Annotated in this window: 17 protein-coding genes; 14 read left to right on the forward strand and 3 right to left on the reverse strand. The window is 66.1% G+C overall.

Annotated features, from left to right (window positions below; all coding sequences use genetic code 11):
* Positions 1-88: 88 nt before the first annotated feature.
* Positions 89-433, reverse strand: a complete 345-nt coding sequence (locus tag HU729_RS14855; protein ID WP_186710742.1) for a helix-turn-helix domain-containing protein — start codon at positions 431-433, stop codon at positions 89-91.
* Positions 434-572: 139 nt separating this feature from the next.
* Here HU729_RS14855 and HU729_RS14860 point away from each other — a divergent pair, with 139 nt between their 5' ends.
* From HU729_RS14860 to HU729_RS14925, 14 genes are all read left to right on the forward strand, one after another.
* Complete coding sequence (locus tag HU729_RS14860) at positions 573-1,523, forward strand: LysR family transcriptional regulator (protein WP_186710743.1); 951 nt, start codon at positions 573-575, stop codon at positions 1,521-1,523.
* Positions 1,520-1,759 (forward strand): EexN family lipoprotein, encoded by a 240-nt coding sequence (locus HU729_RS14865; protein WP_186710744.1) that lies wholly within the window; start codon positions 1,520-1,522, stop codon positions 1,757-1,759. Before HU729_RS14860 ends, HU729_RS14865 begins: the two co-directional genes overlap by 4 nt.
* Positions 1,760-2,010: 251 nt before the next feature.
* Positions 2,011-4,065, forward strand: a complete 2,055-nt coding sequence (locus HU729_RS14870; RefSeq protein WP_186710745.1) for a conjugal transfer protein TraG — start codon at positions 2,011-2,013, stop codon at positions 4,063-4,065.
* The gene (locus HU729_RS14875) at positions 4,062-4,535 is read left to right on the forward strand and encodes a ribbon-helix-helix protein, CopG family (RefSeq protein ID WP_186710747.1); all 474 of its coding nucleotides are present in this window, start codon (positions 4,062-4,064) and stop codon (positions 4,533-4,535) included. The genes HU729_RS14870 and HU729_RS14875 overlap by 4 nt, the downstream gene beginning before the upstream one ends.
* A 47-nt stretch (positions 4,536-4,582) precedes the next feature.
* On the forward strand, positions 4,583-5,521 hold the full coding sequence (gene trbB, locus HU729_RS14880; RefSeq protein ID WP_186710778.1) for a P-type conjugative transfer ATPase TrbB: 939 nt from the start codon (positions 4,583-4,585) through the stop codon (positions 5,519-5,521).
* Between the two features lie 83 nt (positions 5,522-5,604).
* A complete protein-coding gene (locus HU729_RS14885) occupies positions 5,605-5,901 on the forward strand; it encodes a TrbC/VirB2 family protein (protein WP_346655302.1) in 297 nt (98 codons plus the stop codon).
* A gap of 14 nt (positions 5,902-5,915) precedes the next feature.
* The gene (locus HU729_RS14890) at positions 5,916-6,194 is read left to right on the forward strand and encodes a VirB3 family type IV secretion system protein (protein ID WP_186710782.1); all 279 of its coding nucleotides are present in this window, start codon (positions 5,916-5,918) and stop codon (positions 6,192-6,194) included.
* 10 nt (positions 6,195-6,204) lie between these two features.
* Positions 6,205-8,697 (forward strand): conjugal transfer protein TrbE, encoded by a 2,493-nt coding sequence (gene trbE / locus HU729_RS14895; RefSeq protein WP_186710749.1) that lies wholly within the window; start codon positions 6,205-6,207, stop codon positions 8,695-8,697.
* Positions 8,694-9,458, forward strand: coding sequence for a P-type conjugative transfer protein TrbJ (gene trbJ / locus HU729_RS14900; protein WP_186710755.1), 765 nt, complete (start codon positions 8,694-8,696; stop codon positions 9,456-9,458). Before trbE ends, trbJ begins: the two co-directional genes overlap by 4 nt.
* A gap of 98 nt (positions 9,459-9,556) precedes the next feature.
* A complete protein-coding gene (gene trbL / locus HU729_RS14905; protein WP_186710757.1) occupies positions 9,557-10,930 on the forward strand; it encodes a P-type conjugative transfer protein TrbL in 1,374 nt (457 codons plus the stop codon).
* A gap of 10 nt (positions 10,931-10,940) precedes the next feature.
* Entirely contained in the window at positions 10,941-11,645 is a 705-nt protein-coding gene (gene trbF, locus HU729_RS14910; protein ID WP_186710759.1) for a conjugal transfer protein TrbF, read from the forward strand.
* Positions 11,646-11,716: 71 nt separating this feature from the next.
* Positions 11,717-12,736: a P-type conjugative transfer protein TrbG gene (gene trbG / locus HU729_RS14915; RefSeq protein ID WP_238348384.1), complete on the forward strand. Its 1,020-nt coding sequence runs from the start codon at positions 11,717-11,719 to the stop codon at positions 12,734-12,736.
* Complete coding sequence (locus tag HU729_RS14920; RefSeq protein WP_186710761.1) at positions 12,733-14,034, forward strand: TrbI/VirB10 family protein; 1,302 nt, start codon at positions 12,733-12,735, stop codon at positions 14,032-14,034. Before trbG ends, HU729_RS14920 begins: the two co-directional genes overlap by 4 nt.
* The gene (locus HU729_RS14925; RefSeq protein ID WP_186710762.1) at positions 14,031-14,252 is read left to right on the forward strand and encodes a DUF2274 domain-containing protein; all 222 of its coding nucleotides are present in this window, start codon (positions 14,031-14,033) and stop codon (positions 14,250-14,252) included. Before HU729_RS14920 ends, HU729_RS14925 begins: the two co-directional genes overlap by 4 nt.
* Positions 14,253-15,067: 815 nt before the next feature.
* Here the strand turns inward: HU729_RS14925 and HU729_RS14930 are convergent.
* Together HU729_RS14930 and HU729_RS14935 are read right to left on the reverse strand one after the other, a co-directional pair.
* Positions 15,068-15,934 (reverse strand): glycosyl hydrolase, encoded by an 867-nt coding sequence (locus tag HU729_RS14930; protein WP_186710763.1) that lies wholly within the window; start codon positions 15,932-15,934, stop codon positions 15,068-15,070.
* Positions 15,935-15,969: 35 nt separating this feature from the next.
* Positions 15,970-16,212: a hypothetical protein gene (locus HU729_RS14935; RefSeq protein WP_186710764.1), complete on the reverse strand. Its 243-nt coding sequence runs from the start codon at positions 16,210-16,212 to the stop codon at positions 15,970-15,972.
* Positions 16,213-16,331: the final 119 nt, after the last annotated feature.

A 16,331-nucleotide genomic window follows, 5' to 3' on the forward strand; every position in this document is an offset into this window, starting at 1 on the left:
CCCCCCCCCCCCCCCCGATGCCTCGCCTCCGTACCGAAAGAGATCGAAAACTTGACGCTCCGACCCATCGCCGTGTGAGGAGGCGTGGTTATGCGGCATAGTCGGACAAGGACGCGCGCGTCAGTGGATCATATTGGAGGGGCGCCAGGATCGCATCGAGCAGCCCAGGAAAACGCGCATCGAGATCTTCCCGGCGAAGCGATAGTTGATAGCTTTGACCTACGCGGCGCTGCCAGACGACGCCACTGTCTCGCAAGATCCGGAAATGATGGGTGAGCGTCGATTTCTTCACCGTGGGAAGGACGGCGTTGCAGGGATGCTCACCGCCTTCGGCGATCATGCGAAGGGCGGCGAGGCGAAGAGGGCTTCCCAGGGCGGCAAGAACGGATTCGAGGCGAATATCGCGTCGTTTGGGGTGATCGGCATCGGTCATGGTTCGATGATACGTATTTTTGCGGACCATGTCTATTCGACAAAGGGATGATTGAATTCGCCACTTGGTGTGTCGGACTGTAGGTACGGAGGGCGCAGGTCGTTGCGACGAAACTTACGTTCGTTGCTGGATAGGTTCTATGGAGCTACGACATCTTCGTTGCTTTGTGGCGGTTGCCGAAGAACTGCATTTCGGTCGCGCGGCCGAACGCCTTCATGTCGATCAGTCGCCGCTGTCTCGAACGATCAAGGAGCTGGAAGAGGAACTGGGCACGGCGCTCTTCGTGCGCACCACACGAAGTACGCGCCTGACCCGGGCCGGGCGCCTGTTCCTCGATCACGTGCCGCGCGTGTTCACGGCGCTGGAACAGGCGCGTTCCAGTGTTCGTGCGGCGGCGGCCGGTTACGACGGGCAATTGCGCATCGCGCTGTCGGACGGGATCACGCCACCTCGCTTGTCATCTCTGATGGCCCAATGCCGACAGGAAGATCCGGAGATCGCCATTCATTTTTCCGAGGTCTCGCTAGCCCAGCAAGTCCGTGGGTTGCACGACGATCTCTATGACGTCGGCTTCGCCCAATCGGATCATGCCGGCGACGGCATTCTGGTCGAGCCGGCGTGGAGCGACCCCTTGCGTGTCGCCATTCCCGCGCGCCACCCCCTGTTGGCACATGCGCGCATCCCGCTCGACGAGCTGATGCGCTATCCATTGGTCATGTGTGACGCCCGTCTGTTTGAGGGGTATCAACAACAGATAGAACGCGTGCTGCGCTCGATCCAGGCTGAACCACTCATTGCCGAACGCGTGTCGTCATTCGATCTGATGATGGCGATGGTCTCGGCCGGTTTCGCGCTGGCGTTGGTCGGCGCATCGCAGATCGGCGCGAGCCGCGCGCCCGATATCGTGGGGCGACCGCTGGCGGGGCCCGTCGGGCCGAACGCCATGCTCACCACCTATGTCCTTCGCCGCGATGCCGATCCGACGGACGCGGTGAGCCGCTTCATCGAGCGCGTGGCGTCACTGGAATCCGAGCCGGCGTCGCCCGTCCCGGCCAATTCATCCGAACCCGACAAGGAGGCATCTTTATGAAACGATCGATCGTCTCGCTGGCGACCTGTCTGGTCGTCGCGTCATTGACCGCCTGCGGACCTTCTACCCCGAAGGATACGGTGGCCTCGCTCACCGCCGACCCGGATCGGCTGAAGGAGGTCGAACGATTGTGTCGCGAGGAGCGCGAGAAAGTCTCCGACGCGCTGTGTCTGCGTGCTGCCGAAGCGCGAAACAACCGGTTCTTCGGAAACTATCCCGGCTACAAAGCCCACTGATCCGTCCGTATTCGCGTCGCCAGCAGAAAAAACGTCTTCAGTAGTCCTCTACGCCGCATCGCGCCTGCGTTCGCGGCGTTTTGTTTGTCTTCGCCTGAGCATGACGTCCCGCTTTTTCGGCCTTAATCGCCGCTGCATCGGCCTTTGACCGGTCCGCGCAACCGCCCCGATCCTCGCCTCTGTCACGCGTTCTCGGCCGTGCTCCAGCACGAATTCCCGATGACGCCTCTCAGCATGCAGGAGGCTCGGACATGCCGGCCCAGACCACCAGCCAGCACGGCATCCTCGTCACCCATTCGGCCATCGTCGTCGGTGTCGCGCTCACCGGCGTATGGGTCGCCACGCAATGGACGGCCGTGCACCTGGGCTATCAGCCTGAACTGGGTGCGCCGTGGTTCGCGGCGTTCGGCCGACCGGTCTACCGGCCGTGGCAATTGTTCCTTTGGTGGTTTTCGTACGGTGCTTATGCACCGCGCATCTTCAATCTCGGGGGCGCCATCGCGGGCGGCAGCGGTCTGCTCGCCGCGCTCGTGGCGATCGGGCTGTCGGTGTGGCGCGCACGCCAGTCCCGTCGGGTCACGACCTACGGCTCGGCACGCTGGGCCAACGCCTCCGACGTGCGCAAGGCCGGGCTCGACCGCGCGGCCGGCGTCTTTCTCGGCCGGTTCGGCGAGCGCTATCTGCGTCACGAAGGCCCCGAACATGTGCTGAGCTTCGCGCCGACGCGCTCGGGCAAGGGCGTCGGGCTGGTCATTCCCACCTTGCTGAGCTGGCCGGGCTCGACCGTCGTCCATGACATCAAGGGTGAGAACTGGACGCTCACGGCCGGCTGGCGCGCACGCTTCTCCCACTGCCTGCTGTTCAACCCGACCGACCCGCGCTCGGCCGCCTACAACCCGCTGCTCGAAGTGCGGCGTGGCGCGAACGAAGTGCGCGACGTGCAGAACATCGCCGACATCCTGGTCGATCCCGAAGGCGCGCTCGAACGCCGCAATCACTGGGAGAAGACCAGTCATGCGCTGCTGGTCGGCGCCATCCTGCACGTCCTCTATGCTGGCGAGGACAAGACCTTGCGCGGCGTCGCCAATTTCCTGTCCGACCCGGCGTGCCCGTTCGAACTGACGCTACACCGGATGATGACGACGTGTCATCTCGACGGCGACGGTAATGGCGAAGGCCGCCCGCATCCCGTCGTCGCGTCGGCAGCGCGCGAAGTGCTCAACAAGAGCGACAACGAGCGCTCGGGCGTGCTGTCCACCGCCATGTCCTTTCTCGGCCTGTACCGCGATCCGACAGTTGCCGAAGTCACCTCGCGCTGCGACTGGCGCATCGCCGATCTGATCGCCGCCGACCATCCCGTGTCGCTCTATCTGGTCGTGCCGCCGTCCGACATCAGTCGCACGAAACCGCTCGTGCGCCTGATCCTCAACCAGATCGGCCGGCGTTTGACCGAATCGCTCGACGGCAGCGACGGCATCGCGCGCCGTCATCCGCTGCTCTTGATGCTCGACGAATTTCCCGCGCTCGGCCGTCTGGACTTCTTCGAGACCGCACTCGCGTTCATGGCCGGCTACGGCATCCGCAGCTTCCTCATCGCCCAGTCGCTCAACCAGATCGACAAGGCTTATGGGCAGAACCATTCGATCCTCGACAATTGCCATGTGCGCGTGACCTTCGCGACCAATGACGAGCGCACGGCCAAACGCATCTCGGAAACGCTGGGCACCGCCACCGAACTGCGCGCGCAGCGCAACTATGCGGGCCATCGACTGGCGCCCTGGCTCGGTCATCTGATGGTCTCGCGCCAGGAAACGGCGCGACCGCTGCTCACGCCGGGCGAAGTCATGCAATTGCCGCCGAACGAGGCCGTGGTGATGGTCGGCAGCACGCCACCGATCCGGGCGAAGAAGCTGCGCTATTACGCCGACGCGCATTTCAAGCGCCGCATCCTGCCGCCGCCGTCGCTCAATCTCGGCCGCTATATCGATGCACCGCCGCACCGGCCCGACGACTGGCGTGGACGCGCCATGCCTACCGTGCCGTCCGTGCCGTCTGCGCCGACCGCACCGGACGCACCGATCGGCGCCGTCTTCGGCGCGAACACCGCCGACGAAGGCGGCCCGCGTCAGCAGCCCGAACTGCACGAGGTGACCGGCTTTGCCGTCGAACCGAGCGTGACCGCGAGCGATCTGGCGGTGCTCGATGACGACGAGCCGACGTCGCCGTTTCCCGTCCACCTCGATCCGGCCCTGCAGCGCACCGCGCGGCTCGCCGCGCTCGATCCGGACGACGGGGTCGCGCTATGAGCCAATACCGTCTGAACCTCTTCATCCAGCCCGAGCATGCCCGGCGCCTGGACGAACTCGCCGCGAAGAAGGGCGTGTCGAAATCCTCAATCGTCGCGGCGGCGCTCGCCGCGTGGCTGGCGACCGACACCGATCACCAGCGCGAGACGGCCATCGCCCGGCGGCTGGATCGCCTGTCACGACAGATCGAACGGATCGAGCGTGATCAGAGCATCGGGATCGAGACGCTCGCGCTCTTCGTGCGCTACACGCTCACCGTCAGTACGCCTGTCCCCGAAGCGCATCAGGAGGCGGCTCGCGCGCAGGGCAAGGCGCGCTTCGAGCAGTTCGTCGAGCAGCTGGGCCGACACCTGCTGCGCGGGCGCAGCCTCGTGCGCGACGTGGCGCAGGAATTCGAACCCGGAGGCCGTGCTCGGGATAGCGACCACTCCGTGAGCAGTGCGATGGACGTGTCGGAGCGTACGTCGTGAAAGCCGCCGCCTCACCGCACGCCACCTCGCTCGACCGGCGCATCGCCATGCTGCGCACGGCGATGGGTCCGCTCATCGCCGGCGCGCTGGAGGATCCCGACATCGTCGAGATCATGCTCAACCCCGATCGCTCGCTGTGGATCGATCGCCTGTCCACGGGGCGCGCGCCGCTCGGGCAGTCGCTGCCCGAAAGCGACGGCGAACGCATCATCCGCCTGGTCGCGGCCCATGTCGGCGCGGAAGTCCATCGCGGTCGGCCACTGTTGAGCGCCGAGCTGCCCGAGACCGGCGAGCGCTTCGAAGGCATCCTGCCGCCCGCGTCACCCGCCCCCGCCTTCGCGTTACGCAAGCGCGCGGTCGGCGTGATCCCGCTGGAACGCTATGTCGCCGAGGGCATGATGACCGAGGCGCAAGCCGCCTTCCTGCGCGCCGCGGTTCAGGACCGGCGGAACATTCTCGTCGCCGGCGGCACCAGCACCGGCAAGACCACGCTCGCTAACGCACTGCTCGCCGAGATCGCCGCCACGGGCGACCGGGTGCTGGTGCTCGAAGACACGGTCGAGCTGCAATGCGTGGCCCGGGACCATGTGCCGCTGCGCACCCGCGCGGGCGTCGTGACGATGACCGACCTGGTGCGCGCGACGCTGCGCCTGCGCCCCGATCGCGTGATCGTCGGCGAGGTGCGTGGCGGCGAGGCGCTCGATCTGATCAAGGTCTGGGGCACGGGACACCCCGGTGGCATCGCTACGATCCATGCCAATTCCGCCGCCGGCGCGCTGCTGCGCCTGGAGCAGCTGATCCTCGAAGTCGCGGTCACCGCGCCCCGCGCGCTCATCGCTGAAGCGGTCGACATCGTCATCCATCTGACCGGTCGGGGCCGCCAGCGACGCATCGACCGCATCACGCGCGTCATCGGCATCACGGCTGACGGTTACCAGCTCGACGACATCCGCCCCTCATCCCATGCTTCAGGAGATGTGTCATGACATCGACACGCCTAACCCACACGCGCGCCATCGTCGCGTCGATTCCGTGGCCGCCATCGGCACGTTCGCGACTCTTGGCGGGGGTGCGGACCCTGACGCCCACGGCACTCGCCGCAGGACTGACGACGGCGGCTCAGGCGGCGGGCTCGTCGATGCCGTGGGAAAGCCCGCTGCAATCGATCTTGGAATCGATCCAGGGGCCGGTGGCGAAGATCATCGCGGTCATCATCATCATCTCGACGGGCCTCGCACTGGCCTTCGGCGACACCAGCGGGGGCTTTCGCAAGCTCCTGCAGATCGTCTTCGGCCTGTCGATCGCGTTCGCGGCATCGAGCTTCTTCCTGTCTTTCTTCGGCTTCTCGGGCGGAGCGCTCGTATGAGCCTGGACAATGCCATGCCGATCGGTCCGGCCTCGGGCGAAGCCCCCGGTTTCGAGGTGCCGCTGCACCGGTCGCTCACCGAACCCATTCTGCTCGGCGGTGCGCCGCGCACCGTCGCGATCGCCAACGGCACGCTCGCCGCCGCCCTCGGCCTGGGTTTGCAATTGTGGTTGGCTGGCCTCGCGCTCTGGATCGTCGGCCACACGCTCGCCGTCTGGGGCGCGCGCGTCGATCCCCAGTTCATGACCGTCTTCATCCGGCACATGCGGCACAAGCCGCTGCTGGACGCGTAAGGGACAGGCCATGCTGCATCTCGCCGAATATCGTCAGCGTCCGGCCGGCCTCGCCGACTGGTTGCCCTGGGCCGGTCTGGTCGCCCCGGGTGTCGTCCTGAACAAAGACGGCAGCTTCCAGCGCACCGCGCGCTTTCGGGGGCCCGATCTCGACAGCGCGACTCCCGGTGAATTGATCGCAACCACAGCGCGGCTGAACAATGCGCTGCGCCGCCTGGGGTCGGGCTGGGCGCTCTATGTGGAAGCCGCGCGCCGGCCCGCCCCTGACTATCCCGGATCGGTCTTCCCGGAGCCGCTCTCCTGGCTGGTCGACGAGGAACGGCGCGCGGCCTTCTCGGAGTCGGGCCGCCATTACGAGAGCGCCTATCACCTCACGCTCCAGTATCTGCCGCCCGAGGAATCGCGTGCGCGGGCGGCGCACCTGCTCTACGAGCACCGCGCGGCGAGCGGCGTGGACTGGCGCGAGCGCCTCATCGCCTTCGTTGCGGAAACCGATCGTCTGTTCGATCTGCTCGACGGCGTGATGCCGGAGCTGGCCTGGCTCGACGACGGCGGGACGCTGACCTATCTGCATGCGACCGTCTCGACCCGTCGCTACGCCGTCGCCGTTCCTGAAGTACCGTTCCATCTCGACACGCTGCTCGCCGATCGAGCGCTCACGGGCGGGCTCGCCCCCATGCTCGGCAACGAACACCTGCGCGTGGTGACGGTGCGCGGTTTTCCGACCGCGACCTGGCCGGGTATCCTCGACGACCTGAACCGGCTCGGCTTCGCCTATCGCTGGTCCACGCGCTTCCTGTGCATAAACAAGGCCGAGGCCGAGAAGGAGTTGCGCCGGCTGCGCCGGCAATGGTTCGTCAAGCGCAAGAACGTGCTCGCGCTGCTGCGCGAAACCGTCTTCCAGCAGGAAAGCCCGCTCGTCGATACCGACGCAGGCAACAAGGCGGCCGATGCCGATGCCGCCTTGCAGGAACTGGGCAGCGATCAGGTCGCCTTCGGCTATCTGACCGCCACGGTTACCGTGAGCGATGTCGATGCCGCGACGGCCGACGAGCAGCGCCGGCAGGTCGAACGCGTCATCCAGGCGCGCGGCTTCGTCACGATGCCCGAAACGCTCAACGCGGTGGACGCGTGGCTGTCCTCGATCCCGGGCCATGCCTACGCCAACGTTCGCCAGCCGATCGTCTCCACGCTCAATCTCGCGCACCTGATGCCGCTCTCGGCCGTGTGGGCGGGCCCCGAGCGCAACGCCCATCTCGATGGGCCGCCGCTGATCGTCACCCGCACCGAGGGCGCGACGCCGTTCCGGCTCGTCACCCATGTCGGCGATGTCGGTCACATGCTGGTCGCCGGTCCCACCGGCATGGGCAAGTCGGTGCTGCTTGCGCTCCTCGCCCTGCAATTTCGCCGCTATCCCGGCTCGCGCATCCTCGCCTTCGACATGGGCCGCTCGATGCGTGCGACCGTGCTGGGCCTGGGCGGCGAACATTATGACCTCGGCAGCGACGGCGCCATCGCCTTCCAGCCGCTCGCCGGCATCAATCGCGACGCGAACCGGACGTGGGCGGCCGAGTGGATCGAAGCGCGCCTGCGCCACGAAGGCGTGGCCGTCGGTCCGGACGAGAAGGCGGCGACCTGGTCGGCGCTCGCCAACCTCGCCGGTGCGCCTGTCGAGCAGCGCACCCTGACCGGCTTCTCGGTGCTGCTGCAATCGAATAGCCTGCGCCAGGCGCTGGCGCCCTATGTGCTCGGCGGAGCGCACGGCCGTCTGCTCGATGCCGATCACGACCGGCTGGGCTTCGCCGACGTGCAGTGCTTCGAGATGGAAGAGTTGATGACGAGCCGCGCGGCGGTGCTCGCCGTGCTCGGCTATCTCTTCGCCCGCTTCGACGCGCGTTTCGATGGTGCGCCGACGCTCCTCATTCTCGACGAGGCCTGGCTGTTCCTCGACGACCCGGTGTTCGCCGCGCGGATCCGTCAATGGCTCAAGACGCTGCGCAAGAAGAACGTCTCGGTAATCTTCGCGACCCAGTCGCTCGCCGACGTGCAGCAGTCGAGTATTGCGCCCGCGATCATCGAGAGCTGCGCGAGCCGCATCTTCCTGCCCAATCCGCAGGCCGTCGAGCCGCAGATCCGCTCGATCTACGAAAGCTTCGGGCTGAACCGTCGCCAGATCGAGATCGTCGCGACCGCGCAGCCCAAGCATGACTATTACTACCAGTCGCGCGTCGGCAACCGCCTCTTCGACCTCGATCTCGGTCCCGTGGCGCTCGCCTTCGCCGGGGCCTCGACGCCGCCCGACCAGCGTGACATCGAGCGCGTGCTCGCCGGGGCGGGCGCTTCCGGCTTCGCCTCCGCCTGGCTGCGCCATCGCGGTCTCGACTGGGCCGCCGATCTGTTGCCGGCCTATCCCGGCTCACCCGCATCCTTATCGCGCCGTCCGCCGGGTTCCACAACACCTCTGACTCCCGTTTCCGATGCTTCCGAGGAGGTTTCGTCATGACGATCCGTGTCGCTAGTCCTCGTTTCCTGTCCGTCGCACGCGCGGTGACCGTCGCGAGCGTGCTGTCCGGCGCGCTGATGCTCGCGCTGCCCGCACGCGCCATCCCTGTCTTCGATGCCGCCAATTATGTGCAGAACACGCTGGGTGCGGTGCGCGCGCTTCAGCAGATCGAGAATCAGGTTCGGCAACTGCAGAACGAAGCGCAGTCGCTGATCAACCAGTCGCGCAATCTGGCGAGCCTGCCGTCGGACGTGACGAACCGTCTGCGCGCCAACCTCGCCACGACCCGCCAGCTCATCACGCGCGCGCAAGGCATGGCCTTCGACGTCCAGCAGACCGATGCCGACTTCGCGCGGCTCTATCCGCAGCAATATGATGCGGCCGTCAGTGGCGACCAGATGGTGCAGGACGCCCGCGCGCGCTGGCAACACACGCTGACCGGTCTGCAGACCGCCATGCAGATGCAGTCCCAGGTCGCGCACAACCTCGACGCCGACGAAGGCGTGCTCGCCGATCTGGTCTCGCGCAGTCAGTCGGCCACCGGCGCGCTGCAAGCGATGCAGGCGACCAACCAGTTGCTCGCGCTCCAGGCCAAGCAGTCGATCCAGTCGCAGCAGTTGCAACTGACCCAGGATCGCGCCGCCGCGCTCGAACTGGCCCGCCAGGCGGCAGCGACCGAACGTGGTCGCGAGGTCACGCGCCGCTTCCTCGGCCAAGGCACGCCCTACACGCCGCAGCCCGTGCATTTCTACGGCGACTGAGGGGACGACGATGAAAGACATCGACCCGGTCGCTGTTCCCGGTCGTTCGGGAAACCGAGGCATCACGCGCAGGATGATTGGCTGTCAGGAGATCGATCATGGATGACGTGACGGTCATCGACCATTTCCTCGACACCTTCTCGCGCTACATCGATTCCGGCTTCGGCCTGGTTCATGGCGAGGTCGCCTGGCTGTCCGCGACGCTGGTCGCGATCGACATGACGCTGGCGGGCCTGTGGTGGGCGCTCGCCCATGCGGGCGGCCAGGGCGAGGACGTCATGGCCAAGCTCATTCGCAAGATCCTCTATGTCGGCGCCTTCGCCTTCATCATCGGTCATTTCAATGTGCTCGCCGGTATCGTCTTTCGCTCCTTCGCCGGGCTCGGACTGAAGGCGTCGGCGTCGAGCGTGCCGATGGACCGGTTCCTGCAACCCGGACGCCTCGCCAAGACCGGGATCGATGCCGCCGCGCCCATCCTCAAGCAGATCGGCACGCTCGCGGGCTTCCCCGAAGTGTTCGTACATCTGACGGTGATCGTCGTGCTGTTCCTCGCCTGGTTCGTCGTGATCCTGTGTTTCTTCGTGCTGGCGGTGCAGCTCTTCGTGACCTTGATCGAGTTCAAGCTGACCACGCTCGCCGGTTTCGTGCTCGTGCCCTTCGCCTTGTGGAACAAGACCGCCTTTCTCGCCGAAAAGGTGCTGGGCAACGTCGTGTCCTCGGGCGTCAAGGTCCTCGTGCTCGCCGTCATCGTCGGCATCGGCACGGGCTTGTTCGGCGAGTTCCACACCACGCCCGCCGATGCGACGATCGACCACGCGCTGGTGATCATGTTGGCCTCGTTGTCGCTGCTGGCGCTGGGCATCTTCGGACCGGGCATCGCGACCGGGCTCGTGTCCGGTGCGCCGCAACTCGGTGCAGGCGCGATGGCCGGTGCGGCACTTGGTGCGACCGGTACCGCGGTCGCCCTGGGTGCGGCGGCCACGGGTGCCGGCGCGGCGGTCATGGCGGGTGCCCGGATGGCGCCGGCGGCGGCCGGTGCACTCGGGCGCGGCGCGCGCGCGGCCGCATCGACCGCCGGTCACGCGAACGCCGCGTATCGAAGCGGGGCATCGGCCGCCGGTGGCGGGGCACGCGGCGTCGCGGCGGGGCTGGGCAATGTCGCCCGGGCGGGCGCACAGACGGCCGGACAGAAGGCCGCCTCCGGGGTGCGTTCGGCCGGCGCCCGCGTCGCCGACGCCTTCCGCGGCGACAGCCGATCGGGTGCCTCGGCAAGCGGCGCATCGGGACCGTCAGGCTCCGCGAGCGACACCGAACCCGCCGATCGCGAGTCCACGAAACAGCCGGCCTGGGCCAAACGCCTGCACCGCCGTCAACAGCTCACGCATGCGGCCAGCACCGCCGCCAACACGCTGCGCGGGGGCGACGGCGGAGGCGCCGGCCAAGGGCCACGCCTGAACCCCTCCGACGAGTGATGGAGACCTTATGCGATTCCGCCGACCTCAAATGCGCTTTGCGACCACGCCATCGCCCGCAACCCCCTATCAAGCCGCCGCCCAGCTCTGGGACGAGCGGATCGGATCGGCCCGTGTGCAGGCCAGACACTGGCGCCTCATGGCCTTTGGCTGCCTCGCCCTCGCGCTCCTGATGGCGGGCGGTCTGGTGTGGCGTTCGGCGCAATCTTTCGTCACGCCCTATGTGGTCGAGGTGGACCGCACCGGCGACGTCCGTGCCGTGGGCGAGGCCGCCACGCCCTACCGGCCGGCCGATGCGCAGATCGCCTATCACCTGGCGCACTTCATCACCCTGGTGCGCTCGCTCTCGATCGATCCGGTGGTGGTGCGTCAGAACTGGCTCGATGCCTATGCCTACACCACCGATCAGGGGGCGGCCGTACTCAACGACTTTGCCCGCACGCGCGATCCCTTCGCGCGGATCGGCAAGGAGAACGTCACCGTACAGGTCATGAGCGTAGTGCGGGCGAGCCCCAGCTCGTTCGCCGTGCGCTGGACCGAAACCCATGTCGTCGATGGCGCGACCGCCAGCACCGAACGATGGAACGCGGTCATCGCCATCGTTCTGCAAACCCCGCGCACCGAAGCCAGGTTGCGCGCCAATCCGCTCGGCATCTACGTCAATGGTCTGTCGTGGAGCCGCGAGCTGGAGCCGTCCGAAGGAGCCACCCCATGAAGCCCACATCGAACCGCGCGACCGGGTTTCCGGTGCTGCTCGCATCGCTCGTCCCGTTTTTCTTGGGGGCGATGACCGGCTGCGCCACGCACGGCAAACCGCCGCCGTCGATCGCGCTTGACACGCCCGTGCAGGCGCAGCCGATTCCCGATCCCCCGAAACCTGTGCAGGTGGTCGAGGTGCCGACCGTCCTGCCGCTGCCGGGACAGATGAAGCCGCTGCCCGAGGCCGGCCGGGATACGACGCACGACACCGATCATGGCGACACCGTTAGCGCGACACCACCGCGCGATCCGGCGGACCATCGCGAGCGCGTGACCCGGGCCAATGCCGAGGCGCGGGTGGCGCCCACGCGCGAGGGGTATGTCAATGCGATCCAGGTCTGGCCCTTCACCGACGGCGCGCTCTATCAGGTCTATACCGCACCGGGCCGGGTGACGGTGATCGCGTTGCAACCGGGCGAAACGTTGGTGACGGTCGCGGCGGGCGACACCGTGCGCTGGATCGTGGGCGACACCGCCAGCGGCAGTGGCGAAACACGGCGCGTGCATGTCATGGTCAAGCCCATCCGCACGGGTCTGAAGACCAATCTGGTCATCACCACCAGCCGGCGCACCTATCTGATCGAGCTGACTGCCACCGACACGGCCTGGATGGCGTCAGTCTCCTGGCACTATCCCCAAGACGAGATGATCGCGCTGGAACGTCAGGATCAGGAGGCTGAGGCGGCCATACCGGTGACCACGGGCGTGGCGCTCGAATCCCTGCATTTCCGCTATGCGATCACGGGCGGCAACCCACCCTGGAAACCGCTGCGCGCCTTCGACGACGGACAGAAGGTCTATATCGCCTTTCCACCCGGCATCGCGCAGGGCGAACTGCCGCCCTTGTTCGTCATCGGCCCGCAAGGTGATGGCGAGCTGGTCAACTACCGATTCCGCAGCCCGTATTACATCGTCGACCGGCTGTTCGGCGCGGCCGAACTGCGCCTGGGTGGGGGTAAGGATGAGAAGCATGGCGACGTCGTACGCATCGAGCGCACCGACGCAACCAATGGTGCAGCCACCCGCAGCCCGGGGAGCGGGTCATGAGCGCCGAAGAAACCGCGTCGTCAGCCGACGCGCCCGTGGCCCCCAAGATGGCCCCCGAGGCGGTCGCGTTGCGCGCGCAGCCGCCAGCCGTGATGCGGCTCAATCGCCGCACCCTGGCCTGGCTCTGCGGCGCTCTGGCGAGCGCGGTGCTGGGTGCTGCGCTCTGGTCGCTCCAGCCGCATCGACATAATGGCAACGACGCGACCGAGTTGTATAACGTCGATCGCGTGCCACGGGCCGGCGAACTGGACCAGTTGCCGGCCGATTACACCAAGGTGTCGCCCAAGCCCGCCGATGTCCCACCGCTGGGTCCACCCTTGCCAGGGGATCTCGGTCCACCGATGCTGAACACGCCTGTGGCAGCGCGCTATACCGCACCCGGGGACGGTGGAGGCGCGGGCGATCGCGACGCCCGGCAGAAGGAAGCGGATGCCGCCGCGGGCTCTGCGGTGTTCTTCCGGACCGGTCAACCGGGTGCTGGAACTCCGGAACAGGGCGTGGCCGGGTCCGGGTCGACGACGGCACCGTCCACGGCCACGCTCGCCGATCTCGATGCGTTGGCTTGGGCTATGCCGCCGACGATGGCGGGCGCGGCACCTGCCGATCCGACCGCCGTGCAGAACCGGCAGGACCAGAAAGAGGCATTCCTCACACGCGCAAAACCGGAAATCCGCAATAGCGCAAACCTGCAGATGCCCGCGTCACCCTATCAGGTCATGGCCGGCACGGTGATAGCCGCCGCGCTCGTGACGGGGATCAAGTCCGACGTGCCGGGTGACGTGATCGCGAGCGTAACGGAGCCGGTCTACGACACGGCCACGGGGCACACGCTGCTGATCCCGCAAGGCTCCCGGCTCCTGGGCAAATATAACAGTCAGGTGAGCTACGGGCAGAGTCGCGCGCAGGTCGTGTGGAACCGGATCATCCTGCCCGACACGTCCTCGATCACGCTCGACAATCTCGCGGGCACCGATCCGGCCGGCTATGCCGGCCTGGAAGACGGCGTGGATTGGCACTGGCGGCGGCTCGTCGCCGGGGCGGCCTTGACGAGCGTGCTGGGTGTCGGGGCCGAACTGGCCGCGCCCGAGAACCGTAACGGCGACCGCATCCTCCTCGCCGGGCGCGACAGCCTGCAGGACAGCGTGAACCAGGCGGGCCAGGAACTGACGCGCCGCAATCTGAACCTTCAACCCACGCTCACCGAGCGGCCGGGGCTGCCGGTGCGGATCATCGTTCGATCCGATCTGGTGCTTCGGCCTTACCGACCCCTGTTTGTCGATGGAGGCACAACGCCATGACGACACGCTCTTTGCGGCTCGGCCCGTTGCCGAGCAGCGCGTCCACCCGGATCAGTTTTCTCTGCCCGGCCGCGCTCAAGGCCGAGTTGGATCGCTATGCCAGCATGCACGCACAGACTTATGGCGAAGCCGTCGATGCCGCGACACTGATCCCGCATATGCTGGAAGCGTTCATGGCCGGGGATCGCGGATTTAGGAAGAAAGCCAGGGCGAAATAGCCGCTGGCCTCGACGTTTGTGCGGGAAAATCGTTTCAGGACACGTTCTCTATTGCGCGCCACAACGATCCGACATGGATGGAAGAGCCGGTAGGACAATAGGCGGTGTCCATGTACATGAGCGTGGGTACCGAGGTCGTAGCCTGGGGGCAGGTTCGGCCTCGGCGGACGCACTGTGAGAAACGCTTGATCAGTGCGCTAGAGCGAGAAGTTACGTAGTTGTCCTCCAAGATGGCCGACGACAAGCGGGGATCATGGATCTGACGATCCGTAACGTCCGATACACCATGTCCGGGCATGCTCGGCTTCGCGAGTAAGCTCCGATGCAATCTCCCACGGAGCGCACCCTTCCTTCAACCGAGAAAGGACGAATCGGCATAGATGATCATGGGCATCGCGCATCGCATCGAGGAAATCGGCAGCATCATGGTCTAGGCTATCGGCGGCCATGGGCACACGCTCCAGAATTGATAGCGGACGATGCGTAGAAAAGTCCGAAGGCAGCAGTTCTTTTTTGTTGAAAAGCAGAGCTGCCGCGACGACGGCAAGAGGGTCGTCAAACCGCAGCTGTGAAATCGGCGCGTCGAATCGACCATAACCGCACGATCCTCATCTCCCACTTCGGCCAATCACGATTGGGCTTGATCCCAATGATATAAAGTATCATTGAGATCAAGTCGGTGTGTCATCCATCCGCGCCGACCGGGGCCGGCCCGCTCCACCGTTGGCCGGCCCTGTTCCCTTTCATGTTCTTTGAACGATCTGAACGCCGAACGACGGGCACGATCGGGCTTGCGCCTGTCGGCACCGGGCACACTACACCGCCGCGTAGGCCAATCCGGCGTCGGTCAGCGTGCCGTCCGGCTGGAAAAAAGCAGAGACTGGAAGGGGACCGCCCGCGCCGGCTTTCCCCCATGGGTACCAGGCGTAGCCACGCACCCACTCGGCGCGCTCCATGAAGGGGCAGACCGTTTCGATGAACCGGATCGCATCGCATTCGGTGTAGCGGTTGCGTCGTCCGCCATGCGCTTGCCAGTCGACGCAACCAAACTCGGTGACCCAGATCGGCTTGCGGTACATGTCGTGGACATGGGTCAAGAGGCCAATGAAGTCATGCGGATTCGCCGATCCATAATGGTGGAAGCCGATAGAATCGAAGTGGAGACCGCGATTCCCGGCACCTTCGACGAAGCGCTGCATCCAGGATTGATGCGGCTGCGCGCAGGAAGGCGCGACCAGATCGTTGGCGATGCCTGCGAACTTCGGCCAGGCGTCGAGGGCCTGTTCGACCGTCAGATTGGATTGGTCGTGATGATCCGGTTCATTGAAGCCGAACAACACCGGGAGTTTCCGGTTGCGCAAGGCGTCCAGCGCCGATTGCGTATGGCCGTCCAGGCCCCAGATCATCGGCACGAACCGCATCGAACTGTCGCGTTCGGCCATCCCTTTGGACACGGGATGGACGCCCCAGTCATAGTACCAGGCCGTCGTCAGCCCGGACGCGATCGGGGCCGCACCGGCCAATCCCTTTTTCGGCCTTTCGCGCGCGGGCGATGGTGTCTGCCGGGCGTAGACACGCGCGCCCAGTGTTGCCGCGCCTGCGCCGAGAAGGAGAGAGTGAAGAAAGGTTCGCCGCGATGTCACGTCATTGACCCTTGAGAGAATAGAGAGGATCGGCGCCATGGCTTCCGTTCAACACACACGCTGACGTGCGTGCATCAACGCGGCTGCCCATCGCGTGGATCTTCGTCCCATTCGCGTTCCGCGCGCTCGAACCAGTCTACTATCTGGCGCCAATGCGCGTCTCCATAAAGGCGCCGAAATCGGCGTGTCTCTTCCTGCTCGGACAGGCGCCAGACGGACAGGCGCCCGCGTACGAATGCCGGCGTGAGCGCAATGCCGCATTCGACGGTGATGCAGTGACGCCATTGTTCGTAATCCTGCGGAATGGTGGGTGACATCGGTTTTAGCCTTTCGAAGCGGCATGCCCGTGAAAGCATTTACGGCAGAGACGTAACGTTATAACGTCACGGCTCATACAATACCACGCGCGGCGCGAAGCGGTTGAACCGCCGTCTCA

Origin of the sequence: Pseudomonas sp. RW10S2 (assembly GCF_014268985.1) — a bacterium.
GTDB classification, from domain to species: Bacteria; Pseudomonadota; Gammaproteobacteria; order Pseudomonadales; family Pseudomonadaceae; genus Aquipseudomonas; species Aquipseudomonas wayambapalatensis.